General features: G+C 66.7%; 17 protein-coding genes. 10 read left to right on the forward strand and 7 right to left on the reverse strand.

The genetic code is table 11. The annotated features are described in order from the left end of the window. Window positions 1-4: 4 nt before the first annotated feature. Window positions 5-904 (reverse strand): mycobacterial-type methylenetetrahydrofolate reductase, encoded by a 900-nt coding sequence (locus ORI27_RS04460; RefSeq protein WP_265995324.1) that lies wholly within the window; start codon window positions 902-904, stop codon window positions 5-7. Between the two features lie 340 nt (window positions 905-1,244). Between ORI27_RS04460 and ORI27_RS04465 the strand changes: the two genes are divergently transcribed. Both ORI27_RS04465 and katG read left to right on the forward strand, forming a co-directional pair. Beyond that, window positions 1,245-1,679: a Fur family transcriptional regulator gene (locus tag ORI27_RS04465; RefSeq protein ID WP_407666225.1), complete on the forward strand. Its 435-nt coding sequence runs from the start codon at window positions 1,245-1,247 to the stop codon at window positions 1,677-1,679. A gap of 99 nt (window positions 1,680-1,778) precedes the next feature. Further along, window positions 1,779-3,917 carry a catalase/peroxidase HPI gene (katG, locus tag ORI27_RS04470; RefSeq protein ID WP_407666214.1) on the forward strand — a complete coding sequence of 713 codons (2,139 nt, stop codon included), beginning with the start codon at window positions 1,779-1,781 and terminating at the stop codon, window positions 3,915-3,917. A gap of 71 nt (window positions 3,918-3,988) precedes the next feature. Here katG and ORI27_RS04475 read toward each other — a convergent pair whose 3' ends face one another. From ORI27_RS04475 to ORI27_RS04485, 3 genes are all read right to left on the reverse strand, one after another. Beyond that, on the reverse strand, window positions 3,989-4,303 hold the full coding sequence (locus ORI27_RS04475) for a hypothetical protein (protein ID WP_407666215.1): 315 nt from the start codon (window positions 4,301-4,303) through the stop codon (window positions 3,989-3,991). A gap of 69 nt (window positions 4,304-4,372) precedes the next feature. Beyond that, a complete protein-coding gene (locus ORI27_RS04480) occupies window positions 4,373-5,230 on the reverse strand; it encodes a cytochrome c biogenesis CcdA family protein (protein ID WP_265995328.1) in 858 nt (285 codons plus the stop codon). Between the two features lie 8 nt (window positions 5,231-5,238). Beyond that, entirely contained in the window at window positions 5,239-5,739 is a 501-nt protein-coding gene (locus tag ORI27_RS04485) for a protein disulfide oxidoreductase (protein WP_265995329.1), read from the reverse strand. A 123-nt stretch (window positions 5,740-5,862) separates the two neighbouring features. Here ORI27_RS04485 and ORI27_RS04490 point away from each other — a divergent pair, with 123 nt between their 5' ends. The 3 genes from ORI27_RS04490 to ORI27_RS04500 are packed head-to-tail and all read left to right on the forward strand — an operon-like array spanning window position 5,863 to window position 8,833. Then, window positions 5,863-6,492, forward strand: coding sequence for a TetR/AcrR family transcriptional regulator (locus ORI27_RS04490; protein ID WP_265995330.1), 630 nt, complete (start codon window positions 5,863-5,865; stop codon window positions 6,490-6,492). Continuing rightward, on the forward strand, window positions 6,492-7,592 hold the full coding sequence (locus ORI27_RS04495) for a DUF1214 domain-containing protein (RefSeq protein ID WP_265995331.1): 1,101 nt from the start codon (window positions 6,492-6,494) through the stop codon (window positions 7,590-7,592). Before ORI27_RS04490 ends, ORI27_RS04495 begins: the two co-directional genes overlap by 1 nt. Further along, window positions 7,589-8,833 carry a sulfotransferase family protein gene (locus tag ORI27_RS04500; protein ID WP_265995332.1) on the forward strand — a complete coding sequence of 415 codons (1,245 nt, stop codon included), beginning with the start codon at window positions 7,589-7,591 and terminating at the stop codon, window positions 8,831-8,833. Before ORI27_RS04495 ends, ORI27_RS04500 begins: the two co-directional genes overlap by 4 nt. Here the strand turns inward: ORI27_RS04500 and mug are convergent. Continuing rightward, window positions 8,823-9,344 (reverse strand): G/U mismatch-specific DNA glycosylase, encoded by a 522-nt coding sequence (gene mug, locus ORI27_RS04505; RefSeq protein ID WP_265995333.1) that lies wholly within the window; start codon window positions 9,342-9,344, stop codon window positions 8,823-8,825. The genes ORI27_RS04500 and mug overlap by 11 nt on opposite strands. Before the next feature lie 9 nt (window positions 9,345-9,353). Continuing rightward, window positions 9,354-9,929 (reverse strand): restriction endonuclease, encoded by a 576-nt coding sequence (locus ORI27_RS04510; protein WP_265995334.1) that lies wholly within the window; start codon window positions 9,927-9,929, stop codon window positions 9,354-9,356. Window positions 9,930-10,040: 111 nt separating this feature from the next. Between ORI27_RS04510 and ORI27_RS04515 the strand changes: the two genes are divergently transcribed. The 3 genes from ORI27_RS04515 to ORI27_RS04525 all read left to right on the forward strand — a co-directional run bounded on the left by ORI27_RS04515 (window position 10,041) and on the right by ORI27_RS04525 (window position 12,232). After that, complete coding sequence (locus tag ORI27_RS04515; RefSeq protein ID WP_265995335.1) at window positions 10,041-11,003, forward strand: LLM class flavin-dependent oxidoreductase; 963 nt, start codon at window positions 10,041-10,043, stop codon at window positions 11,001-11,003. A gap of 249 nt (window positions 11,004-11,252) precedes the next feature. Then, window positions 11,253-11,606 carry an STAS domain-containing protein gene (locus tag ORI27_RS04520; RefSeq protein ID WP_323055551.1) on the forward strand — a complete coding sequence of 118 codons (354 nt, stop codon included), beginning with the start codon at window positions 11,253-11,255 and terminating at the stop codon, window positions 11,604-11,606. Window positions 11,607-11,665: 59 nt separating this feature from the next. After that, a complete protein-coding gene (locus tag ORI27_RS04525; protein ID WP_265995337.1) occupies window positions 11,666-12,232 on the forward strand; it encodes a hypothetical protein in 567 nt (188 codons plus the stop codon). 19 nt (window positions 12,233-12,251) lie between these two features. Here the strand turns inward: ORI27_RS04525 and ORI27_RS04530 are convergent, their stop codons facing one another. After that, window positions 12,252-13,040, reverse strand: coding sequence for a CDP-diacylglycerol diphosphatase (locus tag ORI27_RS04530; protein WP_265995338.1), 789 nt, complete (start codon window positions 13,038-13,040; stop codon window positions 12,252-12,254). Window positions 13,041-13,155: 115 nt separating this feature from the next. Between ORI27_RS04530 and ORI27_RS04535 the strand changes: the two genes are divergently transcribed. Further along, the gene (locus ORI27_RS04535) at window positions 13,156-13,560 is read left to right on the forward strand and encodes a TOBE domain-containing protein (RefSeq protein ID WP_265995339.1); all 405 of its coding nucleotides are present in this window, start codon (window positions 13,156-13,158) and stop codon (window positions 13,558-13,560) included. Window positions 13,561-13,580: 20 nt separating this feature from the next. Beyond that, window positions 13,581-14,333 carry a molybdate ABC transporter substrate-binding protein gene (gene modA, locus ORI27_RS04540; protein ID WP_265995648.1) on the forward strand — a complete coding sequence of 251 codons (753 nt, stop codon included), beginning with the start codon at window positions 13,581-13,583 and terminating at the stop codon, window positions 14,331-14,333. Window positions 14,334-14,376 lie beyond the last annotated feature (43 nt).

Here is a 14,376-nt window from a genome sequence, read left to right on the forward strand (position 1 = left end):
GTGCCTACGACGCGGTCCCCGATGGCGACCAGTAGGCCAGCATCTCGGCGAAGGTGTCGAAGGCGGGCCGGGACATGCCGTACGTGGCCTCGAAGTGGATGCTCAACGGGAATCCGAGGTCGGCGACACCGTCGATGATCCGCTTGTACAGGTCGACCAGCAGCCGGCGCTTGACGTCGGGATCACTGCCGGCCAGCGTGCGCACGAAATCCTGTTCGGGTACGACGGCGGGGTTGCCGGGATCCTGGATCAGCCAGTTGATCAGCCCCACCCGGCCCTCGACCTTCGGTACGAAGCCGAACGACAACAGGATCTCCGGACGGTAGTCGGTGGTGGCGGCGAACTCGGTGAGGAATCCGACGATGGCGTCGGAGTAGAGCAGCTGTGTCATGCCATAGGTGGCGCCGCGCCCGCATTTGAAGCCGAACCGGCCGGCCTCACCGGTTCTGGTCGGGATCAGGATCGCCCCGCGGTTGGGGACGAGGTCGGCGAAGATCGTCAGCGCGTCGGTCGGTGCCACGCCGGCGCCCTCGCCGTCGGCCATGGTGCGCGGAACACCGACGAAGACGATGCCCTCCATGCCCGCGGCGAGCAGATCGCTCAGCCGTTTGCTCAGCGTCTCCTCGTTCATGAACGCGGTCACCTGCGTGCACAGGCCGCGCACGCCGGGCAGTTCCGGGGAGATGCGCGACCAGTAGTCGAGCACATCGAGCTTGGGCTTCATCTCGACCGGACGGCCGTCGTCCTCTTCGATCATCCCCGGGATCATCACGTGCCCGATGCGGCCCTGCAGACCGGTCTCCGCGGAGAATTGCACGACCTTGCGTGCCTCCGCCAGAATTTCGTCCGGCGTGCGGTCGGTGTTGGGCGGCACGAGTTCGAGCGCGACAGTGTTGAGGGGCACGAAACTGCTCCTGACGAGACGACTGGGTCCCCCGGGGGTGCGAGCCGGGATGGCCGCCGGACGCGATCCGCCGATCACCATACAGACACCCCGGTCACGACCCGACGTCATGCCGACGGTGATGCGCGTATGCCGCGCCGGGGAACCGACGAGCGGGTAGCTTCTCCGGTGCCGGCGCGATAGTGCCCAGTCCATCTCCGAGGGCCTCGATCGCCCCGCTGAGTCCCACCGCCAACCCCGCAACGGCACGACAGCGCATCCCTGACCAGCGACGACGGAAACACAGCCACAAACTCTTGACTGATTCCAGAAAAGAGACGAGTATTTCACCGTGACCTCCATGTCGGATCTCGCCGACCAGCTGCGAACGGTGCAGCTGCGGGTCACCCGACCCCGCGTCGCGGTACTCGAAGCGGTTCACTCCCACCCGCACGCCGATACCGACACCATCTTCGGGGCGGTCCGGGCGGGCCTGCCCGACGTGTCCCGCCAGGCCGTTTACGACGTCCTGCACGCACTGACCGCCGCCGGGCTGGTGCGGCGCATCCAGCCCTCCGGTTCGGTCGCCCGCTACGAGGCGCGCGTCGGCGACAACCACCACCACGTGGTCTGCCGCTCCTGCGGCGTCATCGGCGATGTCGACTGTGCCGTCGGGGACGCACCGTGTCTGACGCCGTCGGACCACAACGGTTTCGTGCTGGATGAAGCCGAGGTCGTCTACTGGGGCCTGTGCCCCGACTGCTCGGCCCAAGAAACGTCGCGACCACAACCGTGATCGCAGCCCAAATCACCACCCCCGAAAGGAACAGCAGTGCCTGAGGAAACTCCCCCGATTGGAGAGGCTCAGACCGAGCCGGCCGAAAGCGGTTGCCCGATGCGCATCAAGCCCCCCGTCGAGGGCGGCAGCAACCGGGACTGGTGGCCGAACGCGGTCAACCTGAAGATCCTGCAGAAGAATCCGCCCGCCATCGACCCGACCGACGAGGGATTCGACTACCGCGAGGCCGTCAAGACTCTCGACTTCGACGCCTTCGAACGCGATTTCGACGCCCTGCTCACGGATTCGCAGGACTGGTGGCCCGCCGACTTCGGGCACTACGGTCCTCTGTTCGTCCGGATGGCGTGGCACGCCGCCGGCACCTATCGGGTGCAGGATGGCCGTGGCGGCGGTGGGCGCGGGATGCAGCGCTTCGCGCCGCTGAACAGTTGGCCCGACAACGTCAGCCTGGACAAGGCCCGCCGCCTGCTGTGGCCGCTCAAGAAGAAGTACGGCAGCAAGATCTCGTGGTCCGACCTCATCGTCTACGCGGGTAACCGGGCCATGGAGCACATGGGCTTCACGACCGCAGGCTTCGCCTTCGGCCGCCCGGACTACTGGGAGCCCGAGGAGGACATCTACTGGGGCGCCGAGGCCGAGTGGCTGGGGTCGCAGGACCGCTACGCCGGCAGCGACCGGACCAAGCTGGAGAACCCGCTGGCCGCCAGCCACATGGGTCTGATCTACGTCAATCCCGAAGGCCCCGAAGGTGTTCCGGACCCGATCGCCGCGGCGATCGACATCCGGGAGACCTTCGGCCGGATGGCGATGAATGACGTGGAAACCGCGGCGCTGATCGTCGGCGGCCACACCTTCGGCAAGGCCCACGGTGCCACCCCTATCGTCAACGGAGTGGAGCCCGAAGCGGCCCCGCTGGAGCAGATGGGCCTGGGCTGGAGCAACCCCGGTGTAGGCAACGACACCGTAAGCAGCGGTCTCGAGGTGATCTGGACCCACACGCCGATCAAGTGGGACAACAGCTTCCTGGAGATCCTCTACGGCAACGAATGGGAGCTCACCAAGAGCCCGCAGGGCGCCAACCAGTGGAAGCCCAAGGACGACGGCTGGGCCAACTCGGTGCCGATGGCACAGGGCAGCGGCAAGACCCACCCGTCGATGCTGACCACCGACCTGTCGATGCGGATGGACCCGATCTATGGCGAGATCACCCGCCGCTGGCTGGATCATCCCGAGGAACTCGCCGAGGAGTACGCCAAGGCGTGGTTCAAGCTGCTGCACCGCGACATGGGTCCGGTGGTCCGCTACCTCGGACCGCTGGTGCCCAAGCAGACCTGGCTGTGGCAGGACGTCATTCCGGCCGGCAAGAGCCTGTCGAACGCCGATGTCGCCACCCTGAAGAAGGCGATCGCCGACTCGGGTCTGACTGTGCCGCAGTTGGTTTCGACCGCATGGAAGGCGGCGTCGTCCTACCGCAGCAGCGATATGCGTGGCGGTGCCAATGGTGGCCGCATCCGGCTGCAGCCGCAGCTCGGGTGGGAGGTCAACGAGCCTGACGAGCTGGCCCAGGTGATCAGCAAGTTGGAAGGTATCCAGCGCACCTCCTCGGAGGCCGGCGTCGACGTCTCGTTCGCCGACCTGGTGGTGCTGGCCGGAAACGTCGGTGTCGAAAAGGCCGCCAAGGCAGCCGGTTTCGACATCGAGGTGCCGTTCACCTCGGGGCGTGGCGATGCCACCCAGGAGCAGACCGATGTCGAGTCGTTCGCTTACCTGGAGCCGAAGGCCGACGGGTTCCGCAACTATGCGGGCAAGGGGTTGTCGCTGCCGGCCGAGTACCAGCTCATCGACAAGGCCAACCTGTTGAATGTGTCGGCACCGGAGATGACGGTGCTCGTCGGTGGTCTGCGGGTGCTCGGCGCCAACTTCGGTGGCACCAAGCTGGGTGTGCTGACGGACAAGCCGGGTGCGCTGACGCCCGACTTCTTCGTCAACCTGCTCGACATGGGCACCAAGTGGGCGCCGTCGCCGGCCGATGACGGCACCTACGTCGGCAAGGACCGCGCCAGCGGCGCCGACAAGTACACCGCCAGCCGGGTGGACCTGCTGTTCGGGTCGAACTCGCAGCTGCGGGCGGTGGCCGAGGTCTACGCCGAGGACGATGCCAAGGAGAAGTTCGTCAAGGACTTCGTCGCGGCCTGGGTCAAGGTGATGGACGCCGACCGGTTCGACGTCGCCTGATCTCAGCGGTAAACGAAACCCCGCGGGCTTGTGCCCGCGGGGTTTCGTCGTGCTCGGTGCCGAACGTGCGGCTAGCGGCAGGTGTTGGCGCTGACCCAGCGGCCATTCCAGCCCACACATCCACCGACCGGCGGCGGGGGTGGCGGAGGCGGCGGCGGGTAGTCCTCGGGCAGCGGTGCGTAATAGGCCGGTGGCGGCACATACGGCGCCATCACCTCGGACAGGTTGGCGCAGCCGCTGACCGAGACCCGCCGCCCCGCGCTGGCGCATACGTCGGCGTGCGCCTCACCGCTCGGCTGGATCGTCACGATGGCGGCGGGAACCCCGGTCAGCGCCATCACGACCGCTCCGGCGGCCCCCCAGGTTCGCATTGAATGTCGTTTCATCCTGCGCGTACTCCCCTGTTTGTCGTGTGCAGTGGAGTATATCGACGCTCGCTGTGCGACGACCCGCCGTCAACGCCGGTGCCGGCGGGCGCGTCGGAGCCGGAGAACCGCCGCGGCCGCGACCAACACGATCAACGCCGCGAACCACGGCCAAGCGCTGGTGCGGTACACCCAGCCGGCCAACGCGCCCTGCAGCCGCCCGGCCGCGGCAATAATCGGATCGGCCGGATTCCCGTCGGCGCCGAGCAACCGGATCTCGTACAGGCCGTAATAGCCCACGTAGAGGCCGACGGCGATCAGTACCACGCCGCTGATCCGGCTGATATGAGGCAGGAGCTTCCGGATCCGGTCGACCAATGCCGTACTGGTCAAGGCGATCCCGACGGCGAGTACACCGACCACCAGTGCCAGCCCGGCGGCATAGGCGGCGTACACCAGCACCGCATCAGCCACCGAACCGGTGCCCACGGTGCTGCCGGTGACCGCGAGGAACGGCCCGATGGTGCACGACAGCGATGCGATGGCGTAACCCACCCCGTAACCGAACATCGAACCCAGCCGAGCCGTCGGCGCCCACCGCCAGCCGGGTCCCGGCGCGCCCAGAGTCAGCTCACGGCCGCTCAGCAGCCAAACGCCCAGAATGACAAGCGTGATGCCGATGACGATGGTCGCGTACGGCAGGTAACGCTGCACGACGGTGGCTACCGGCACCGTCAACAGACCGAACAGGCCGAACACCGCGAGAAAACCCAAGGCCATGGCTGCGGTCGCCGCCAGCGCGCGCCCGACGGCGGCAGTCCGGCCCGGGTCAGCACCCTCACCGCGCACGACAAGGGTCAGGTAGGCGGGCAGCATCGCGAATCCGCAGGGGTTGAGCGCGGCGACCATCCCCGCGGCCAGGGCCAGCCCGGTCAGGTTTGCGTCCACGGGGCAACTCAGGACACCAGCGCGCGCACCCGGTCGCTGAGCTCCTGTTCGGACATCGCCGAGGTCGGGTTGTTGACGAACGTCGATGTCCCGTCGGGACGGAGGAACACATACGCGGGCTGCCACGGCACGTGGAACCGCGCCCAGATGGATCCGTCCGCATCGTTGAGGTTGGTGAAGTTCAGGTTGTACTTCGACACGAAGGATTCCATCTGTGCGACGTCGGAACGTGCGGCGACCCCGACGAAGGTGACCTCCGGGTTGGCGGCGGCCACCTGACTGACGTTCGGAGCTTCCTGGTTGCAGAACGGGCACCACGGGGTCCAGAACCACAACACGGCCGGCTTGCCCTGCAGGCTGGCGCCGGTGAAGGTGGCCCCGCTCAGCGTCGTGCCGGTGAAGTCCAGCTGGTCGTCGGCAAGCGCCGTCACGGGGGTGGCGACCCCGACGGTGAGGGCGGCGATCACCACGGCAAGGGCCCGAAATACAGGTTGTGTCGAGAGTTTCACGGTATGACCTCCTGGCCGGCGGGGCAGACTGCTCTTTGTGTCACGATTCCCCGCGATCGCCCGGTTCAATCGAATACCCGACTGGCATTGACAGTTTACGTATCGTAACGAAATATAAAGTGCGTGACAACACCGGATCGGCACATCGCGGCGACGGGTCCGGAACCGGTGCGCGGCCGGCCCCGCAACCCGCGGACCGACGAAGCGATCATGGCGGCCACCCGCCGCTTGCTCGTCGATGTCGGCTACGACCAGGTCTCGATGGAATCGATCGCACGCGCCGCCGGCGTGAGCCGCCCGACGATCTACCGGCGCTGGCCCTCCAAGGCGCACGTGGTCTTCGAAGCGGCATTCGGCACCGACAGCAGTAGCGACGGGTTGCCGCGAACGGGAGACTTCGAGTCCGACCTGCGCGAGTTCGTGCGGGGTTCGGTGGCCTTCTGGCGCGAGCCGGTGGTCGAAGCCGCGACCATGGGCATCCTCGCCGACCGCCACCGCGATGCCGAATTGCACATCCGCACACAACAGCTGCTCGACGACAGGATTCGGGGCGAGCTGGCCGATCTGGTGCGCGACGGCGCGGCACAAGGAGTTGTGCGCGCCGATATTGACGCCGACACGCTGTTCAACGTGCTGGTCGGGACGACCTTCTACGGCGCCCTCGTGGACGGCCGCGACGAAACCGACCATCTGGTCGACACACTGTGCTCCCTGGTCATGCGGGGCGCGCAGGTACGAGAGAAGGAATGCTGATGTCCTACGACGAAAAGACGGCGGCCCAGGACGAACTGTCGACGGCCTTTCACGACCTGGTCGACGAACTCGGCTCGCTCGAGCGCAAATTCCTGGCGGCCGATCCGCCGCTGGAGGAGGCCGACATCCTCGACGGATATCGGCTCACGTTCAGCCTGCTGCGGGTGGCCGTCGACGCGTATGTGTGGGGTGACAAGGACAATCCGCGATTCGTCGATGTCATCGGGCCCTACCAGCGCTGGGGCGGTGACAACTCCGACGCCTTCTATCAACTGGCTCCGATCGACCCGAATCGCACCTACCGGGTCACCGGCAATCGCGGCGATTCGGTCTACCTGTCGATCACCGTCTACGGCGGTCCGGACGACGGTCACTACAGCAACCGCATCGTCGGAACCATGAACGACCGATCCCTGGAGTTCGACGGTGAGGGCAACTTCGCGTTCACCATCAGTCCCGACCCGCAGCCGGGCGCCTGGCTGAAACTCGAGCCGGACGCCGTGGTCGCGCTGACCCGCGACTACCTCGACAACCCGGAAACCGACCGTCGGGTGCAGTGGAAGATCGAGGCCGTCGACCCGCCCGCCCGCAAGCAGGAGAGCCGCGCCGACCTCATCCGCCGGCTACGCGCGGCCAAAACCTGGCTCAACGAACAGTGCTCGTTCATCCCGACCCGGGTGGAGCCGGCGAACGAGATCGCCGAACCGTACCCCGTGCCGCAACAGACGTACGGCTGGGCCGCCGGCGATGCCGCCTACGCGATGGGCGCGTATGAACTCGCATCCGGCCAGGCGCTGGTGATCGAGGGCACCTCGCCGCCGTGCGTGTTCTGGAACCTGTGCCTGTGGAACCCGTTCCTGCACACCTACGACTACACCTACGAGCGGGTGACGATCAACGGCGCTCACGTCGCCTACGAACCCGACGGGTCGTGGCGAATCGTGGTCAGCGACACCGATCCCGGCCACCCCAACTGGGTGTCGACGGCCGGGCGCACCAAGGGACTGATCTGGCTGCGCTGGTTCCTGCCCGAGGAGACCCCGAAGCGACCGTCGTGCCGGGTGGTCGACGTCGCTGACGTAGCTGGGGGCTCCGCATGACCGCCGGCGTGCAGCGCCCCAAACCGATCAGGTTCACCGATCTGGCCCAGCCGGTGTTCCCCGCGGCCGCCCAGCCGATGCGCGAGGCGCTTGCCGGTTACGGGGCGGCCCTGCAATTGACGTCCGAGGCGCTGCTGACCACGGCCAGTGAGCGCACCGGGCTCGACTGTTGGGGCGACGGCGGATTCCGCGAGCGCCTCGATGTTCTGACGGCCTCGTTGCGCGAGGAATCCGGGCTGTCCGACGTGGGCGTCGCCGTCGTCTTCGAGCAACTGGTCGGCAATCTGGTCAACCGGCTGCGACTCGAGGAGCTGATCGCCGCCCATCCAGAGATCGAAGACATCCCGATCGAGCGGCCGATCGTCATCTGTGGGCTGCCCCGCACCGGTACCACTCACCTGCACAACCTGATCGCCGCCGACCCCAATCTGCGCTACCTGCCCTACTGGGAAAGCCTGGAGCCCTTCCCCGGCCCCGACGATGACGAACAGGCTCGCCGCGACCGATGCTCGGCCGGCCTGGATCTGGTGGACACCTCGATGCCCGAATTCAAGCGGATGCACGACATGACCGTCGATCATGCGCACGAGGAGATTCAGCTGCTGGCCAACGACATTTCCGGCATGCTATTCGAAACCACTTACTACCTGCCGACTTTCGCGGCGCACTACAAGGCGCACGATCAGGGCCCATCGTACGCATACCTCAAGCGCCAACTGCAGGCCATGCAATGGCTGCGGGGTGCAACCCGCTGGGTGCTGAAGTCCCCGCAACACCTCGAACAGTTCCCCACCCTGTACGCCACTTTCCCCGACGCGATATTCGTTGTGACGCATCGCGATCCGGTGGAGGTGACCCGCTCGATGGTCACCATGATCGCGTACGCCTCGCGAATGGCATGTGCGCGGCCGGATCCGGTCAAGATCGCACGATACTGGCTTGACCGGGCCGATGATCTGTTCAGCGGATGTCTGCGCGACCGCGACGTGCTGCCACCCAGCCAGTCGATCGATGTGCGGTTCACCGACTTCATGGCCGACGAGCAGGGCACCCTCTCGGCGATCTATGCGCTGGCCGGTCAACCCTATGGCGACGACGTCCGCGCGGCGATGGCCGACTTCATCGCCGAACATCCGCGTGGACGATACGGAGAGGTGATCTACGACCTCGCCGATGTCGGCCTCGACGCGGCCGATGTCGCCGAGCGGCTCAGCGCCTATCGGGACCGGTTCATCGGCTGAAGGCCCGCAGTTCGGCATAGGCCTCGACCAGTGCGGCCAAGGAGTACCGCCGATTACGACCGCTGGGATTGGGCAACACCCACGCGGTCGCGCCCGCCACGGTGTCGCGTTGCCGTCCCCAGCTCACCGTGGCCGAACCGAGCACAACCGAGATGGCCGGCTTGCCCAGGAAGGCCAGCACGCGGGGCGAGATCGCACGCATTTTGGTGTCGAATGAGGACAGCGCCGCCCGGATTTCGTCGGCCGGCACATCGTCCGCCGCCGCGGTCGGCCGGGCGACGACCGCGGTGATGCCGCAGCCGTAGTTCAGCAGGGCTCGCTCCTCGGCGGGCGTCAACTGCCGGTCGGTGAAGCCGGCGAGATGGATGGCCGACCAGAAGCGATTGGTGGGGCTGGAAAAGTTGTGCTCGTCGGCAACCGCGGTCAGCGCCGGGTTGATCCCGCAGAACACGACGTCCAAACCACTGGCCAGAATGTCCGGCCGATATGTCGGTGCCGGCCCGATCGCCATCGCACACCCTCAGCGCACGGTTCGCGAGAGCCGGGCCAGTCGCGTGCGATCGACCAGCACGCAGCCGTGCACGTCCGCGAGCTGCTCGGCGGCCCTCGTGTAGCACTGATTGGACACCACCATGGTGCCGGCGCAGTCATGGACGGCGGCACCGGCCACCACCTGCTGGATCGCGGCACCGTTGACCACTCGGCTCTGGCGCTTGCATTGCACCGCGGTTCTCAGGCCCTCCCGGGTAGCGATCAGGTCGACGCCGAAATCGCCGGTCGCTCTGGTTAGTTCGACGGTGTAGCCGACACCGCGCAGCACGGCCGCGACATACCGCTCGAATTCCAGCCCGCTCATCGCGTCGACCGCGGCTTGTCCGGTGGCTCGATACAGTGCATCGAGCCTGGTCTTCCGGCGATGCTCGAGCCAGGCCAGCAGTGCCCGCCACGCGCACACCACCGCTGCCAGCGCGCTGAATACGGCCAGCGCCCACACCACTTTGTTGAGCAGGCCGACGAACACCAACAGCGCGGTCGTGACAACCCACAACCCCAGCCATTGCAGTGCCGTCCTGACCGCGACCGCATCCTCGCGCACGGCGCCACCGTAGCGTCACGCTCGGACAACCGGTTCGGCGACGGGTGACAGCGGCCAAATCGTGACCGGTTCGCATCGAGTTTGGCGCAACGACAGCAATACAGTGCTCAGATGCTCGCGATTCTCCGCTTCAATTTCGCCTCTCCCGGAGGCGAACCCGCTGTACAGGGTGAATTGCTCTCTGCTGCACTGGAGTTGGCGCAATTCGGTGACCGGCACGGGATCGCGGCGATCAGCGTCGATGAGCACCACGCCACCGGACATGGCTGGAGTTGCAATCCAGTGATGATCGCGGGCATGTTTCTGGCCCGCACCGCCAACATCTTCGCGAGTATCGACTGCGCCCTGGGGCCGCTGTGGAACCCGGTCCGGATGGCCGAGGACATCGCATTGATCGACGCGATGAGCCGTGGACGTCTGCACACCACCGTCGGCCTGGGCTACCGGGAGGTGGAGTACCAGACCCTGGGGGTGGACTTCGCGCGCCGCGGCGAACTGATGGACGCGCTGCTGGAAACCCTGTTGGCATCCTGGAGTGGGGGCTCTGCAGTGGTGTCGGGAACCTGGTCCAAGCCGCACCCACCGTTGTACGTGGGCGGCGGGGTGCGGGCCACCGCCCGGCGGGCCGTCCGCTTCGGGCTGCCCCTGAGCCTGCCCGACCACCGGCCCGACCTGGCGGAGTACTACACCGAGCTGTGCCGGGAGTCGGGGCAGCGACCATTCGTGCTGATGCCGCCGGCGGTCAACCGCGGGATGATCTACCTGCATGAAGATCCCGAGCGGGCCTGGGCCGAACTCGGCGAGCACATCCTGTGGGAGGCGGTCACCTATGGAGGGTGGTCGGACGACCCGTCCCGTTCCGTCATGCATCTGCCGGGTGTACAGACCCTGGAAGAGGTGCGTGCATCGGGCCGGTACCGGTTCCTCACTCCCGACCAGTTGATCGACGAGGTCCGCGCATCGGCAAACTACGGCCCGATCGTCATGCATCCGCTGGTCGGGGGCATGCCGGTGGAGGAGGCCTGGAGGTCAGTAAGTCTGCTTACGGACGAGGTTCTGCCTGCCCTGCGCTAGCCGTTCTGCTACTCGACGTTGCCCGATTTCGGCGCCCCGCCCGAAAGTTGGTTCTTAACAGAGTTTTAGCCACTGCTCCCGGTGACCTTAAATTTGCGGCATAGCGTACGGGTCAGGTTGAGGCAGCCGTCAGGCCGCCACACACGCAACAGGACCGAAATGAGGCAGCCCATGACGAGCTTCACATCGCGGTACGGAAATCCCGCCGTCGACTACCAGGGCGCCCATATTCGAGCACACTCCCGCCATATGGCAACGGTCGTCGCGGTGAGTGGGCGCATTGATTCCGCCAACGTCGACGATGTCACCGGCTATGCGAAAAGACTGATCCTCGCCGATATGCCGTTCGTTCTCGACCTGTCCGGCGTCAGCTCTTTCACCCCGCAATCGATCCGTTTGCTGTGCGACATCGACGACATCTGCGCGTCGGTGGGCGTGGAGTGGGCCGTGGTGGCCAGCGACGCGGTGAACCGCCGCCTTCGGCGCGACAGCGACGTCGTCTTCCCGGTGGTCGGCTCGGTGGCCGAGGCGGAGCACGAGTTCGATGATGCGATCCTGAACCGTCGCCGGATGCTGCTTCCGCTGCTTAGCAAGTCTGCATAGTCGAGTTAACTTTTTGGGTGCGGAAGCGCGGCCGGGTTACCCTCGTTGACGTGGGTCGAATGACGAACGTATTGACCGCCGCCGTGCTGGCGGTGGCGACCAGCGCGGTGTCCATCGGTGTCGCGAGCGCCGACCCCACCCCCACCCCGGCTCCCGCGCCTGCTCCCGACGCGACGCCTTCTCCGGCGCCTGCGCCCGAGGCCACACCGCCGTCGGCGCCCGACACGACGCCTCCCCCGTCGCCCGCGCCCGACGCGACACCTGCCGACGGGCCGAAGACCGTGATGGACCACGACGGCACGTACAAGGTCGGCGTCGACATCGTCCCGGGCACCTACTCGACGGCCGGACCCATCGAGGGCGGCGCGTGCTATTGGAAACGGACCGGCGGGCCCGACGGCCAGACCACCGTCGACAACGGGCTGACCAAGAAGCCACAGGTCATCCCTGTCGATCCCGGTGACGTGTCGTTCAAGACCGACGGCTGCCAGCCGTGGACGCTGACCGATGCCGCGCCACCCGCCGCCGCCGGACCACTGATGTCACAACTCAAGTTGCGTCATTATCTCGACACGCTCAACGGGATGGCCGGGGCCTCCGGCCAAGGTCAGTTGCCGCCCTACTGAAACCGAAGGCTCGGGCCGGCTACTTGGCGGTGGTCGGCGTCGCGGACATCGGGGGCGGGCAGGCGTTGTGGTCCTGTAACTCCTCGCCGCCGGCGGGGGTCCCGCTGTCGGACCGATCGGCCAGAATCACGAAGCCCGGCCTGCCGGCGGCGTCGGTCGCGCCGACGACCACCAGCGTGTGCAGTCCCATAGCCGCGCGAGCCCCGGGCAGGCCGTCGGCGAGCAAGGTGAACGGGTTGGCATCCAGATCCGCGCCCGGGACGCTCATCGCCCAGTAGCTGTGGCCGACCAGCGGGACCGCAAGCGGCGACCACACCGGGCCGATGCCGCCAGCCGCCGCGCGCAGCGCATCATGGACATCGGAACGCACGCAGTCGATGTGGATGTGCAGTTGGTCCTGGGTGCGTGCCACCTCGGAGTTGATCGCCAGGCTCGTCCAGTCGCGGGCGATCGTTCCGCCGGCGCGTTGTTCGACGAACGAACGCGCCGGCCACGCCGCTGCGAAGTAGTTCGGCGTGCCGGGGTCCAGCAGTTCGGGGCTTTCTATCCCGCTGATCCGGGCAGTGGGAATCAGCAGATACTGGCGCTCGCCCACCAGATCCTTGAGCACGGCGTAACCGCCCTGCTCACCGCCGCGGAGATCGACCCGAGAACACGGCGCCGGGTTGTGGTGCTGTTGTTCGTCGACAACACACTGGTCGTGAACGATGGTCCACAGTGCGTTGGGGTCGGCCGCGGCCGGTGCCGGTCCGATCAGGCATACCGCTAATACCGCCGCCAGCGGCACGCGGCCGCGGATGTGTCGCACGGCCACACCCTACGGCCGGGAGCAACAGCGCTGCGCACCTGCTGGAGCAGCCGCATATACGGGTATGAAGGATTATCTGAACCGCAGATGCGGATACAGTGGTTATCATTCGGGTATGCCGATGCTGCGGGTGCGGGAGGCCGCCGAATTGCTCGGCGTCAGCGACGACACGATTCGGCGGTGGATCGAGGACGGCAGTCTGCCCACGGGCAGCGACCAGTCCGGCCGAAAAACCGTCGACGGTGCCGCTCTCGCCGGGTATTCGCGCAAGAATGCCGCCGCGACGCCGAAGGATCCCCTCTCGGTCGCCAGTTCCGCGCGCAACAGGTTCGCCGGGCTGGTCACCCGGGTGGTCGCCGACACCGTGATGGCTCAGGTGGAAATGCAGTGCGGTCCCTTCACCGTCGTCTCGTTGATGAGTTCGGAGGCTGTCCGGGAACTGCGCCTCGAACCGGGAAGCGTCGCGGTGGCTGTCGTCAAGGCCACCACCGTCATCGTCGAGACATCAGGAGACTCGTGATCAAACGGCTGCTGCCGGCAATGGTTGCCGGGCTGCTCGTCGCCGCCGGCGCGGGCTGCGGTTCCTCGTCCCAGCCGTCCGCCACGGTGCCGGCGGGCCAGCAGAAGATCACGGTGTTCGCCGCCGCATCGTTGAAGAAGACCTTCACCGAGATCGGCGATCAGTTCAGCGAGGACAACCCGGGTGCCACGGTGGATTTCTCGTTCGCCGGTTCCTCAGGTCTGGTGACCCAGCTGACCCAGGGTGCCCCCGCGGACGTTTTCGCCTCGGCTGACACCAAGAACATGGACAAGGTGGCCCAGGCCGGCCTGCTTGCCGGTGATCCGGTCAATTTCACCTCGAACACGCTGACCATTGCCGTCGCGCCCGGAAATCCGAAGGGCATCAACACCTTCAGCGACCTGACCAGACCGGGCCTGGCCATCGTGGTGTGCGCTCCGCAGGTGCCGTGCGGATCGGCCACCCAGGCTGTCGAGACCAGAACCGGGGTGAAGTTGACGCCGGTGAGCGAAGAGTCCTCGGTCACCGACGTGTTGAACAAGGTGGTCACCGGCCAGGCCGACGCCGGACTGGTCTACGTCACCGACGCGGCCGGCGCCGGCGAAAAGGTCAGCGCCGTGCCCCTCCCCGAGGCGGCCGGCGTGGTCAACACGTATCCGATCGCGATTCTCAAAGAGGCGGGAAATCCAAGTCTGGCAAGCAAGTTCGTGGATTACGTGACCGGTCCGCTCGGCCAGCAGATCCTCGCGAAAGCCGGGTTCGGCAAACCCTGACGACGGAGCCGCCAGGCCGGCGACATCGGAGACTGTGGCAGGC

Origin of the sequence: Mycobacterium pinniadriaticum, assembly GCF_026242045.1 — a bacterium.
Classification (GTDB): Bacteria; Actinomycetota; Actinomycetes; order Mycobacteriales; family Mycobacteriaceae; genus Mycobacterium; species Mycobacterium pinniadriaticum.

Bases quoted from the DNA above. Each gene is read 5' to 3' on its own strand.
- modA (WP_265995648.1), top strand. From the start codon at position 13,581: ATGGTTGCCGGGCTGCTCGTCGCCGCCGGCGCGGGCTGCGGTTCCTCG.
- ORI27_RS04520 (WP_323055551.1), top strand. From the start codon at position 11,253: ATGGCAACGGTCGTCGCGGTGAGTGGGCGCATTGATTCCGCCAACGTC.
- ORI27_RS04465 (WP_407666225.1), top strand. From the start codon at position 1,245: ATGTCGGATCTCGCCGACCAGCTGCGAACGGTGCAGCTGCGGGTCACC.
- ORI27_RS04475 (WP_407666215.1), bottom strand. From the start codon at position 4,303: ATGAAACGACATTCAATGCGAACCTGGGGGGCCGCCGGAGCGGTCGTG.
- ORI27_RS04535 (WP_265995339.1), top strand. From the start codon at position 13,156: ATGCCGATGCTGCGGGTGCGGGAGGCCGCCGAATTGCTCGGCGTCAGC.
- ORI27_RS04500 (WP_265995332.1), top strand. From the start codon at position 7,589: ATGACCGCCGGCGTGCAGCGCCCCAAACCGATCAGGTTCACCGATCTG.
- mug (WP_265995333.1), bottom strand. From the start codon at position 9,344: ATGGCGATCGGGCCGGCACCGACATATCGGCCGGACATTCTGGCCAGT.
- ORI27_RS04525 (WP_265995337.1), top strand. From the start codon at position 11,666: ATGACGAACGTATTGACCGCCGCCGTGCTGGCGGTGGCGACCAGCGCG.
- katG (WP_407666214.1), top strand. From the start codon at position 1,779: ATGCGCATCAAGCCCCCCGTCGAGGGCGGCAGCAACCGGGACTGGTGG.
- ORI27_RS04515 (WP_265995335.1), top strand. From the start codon at position 10,041: ATGCTCGCGATTCTCCGCTTCAATTTCGCCTCTCCCGGAGGCGAACCC.
- ORI27_RS04495 (WP_265995331.1), top strand. From the start codon at position 6,492: ATGTCCTACGACGAAAAGACGGCGGCCCAGGACGAACTGTCGACGGCC.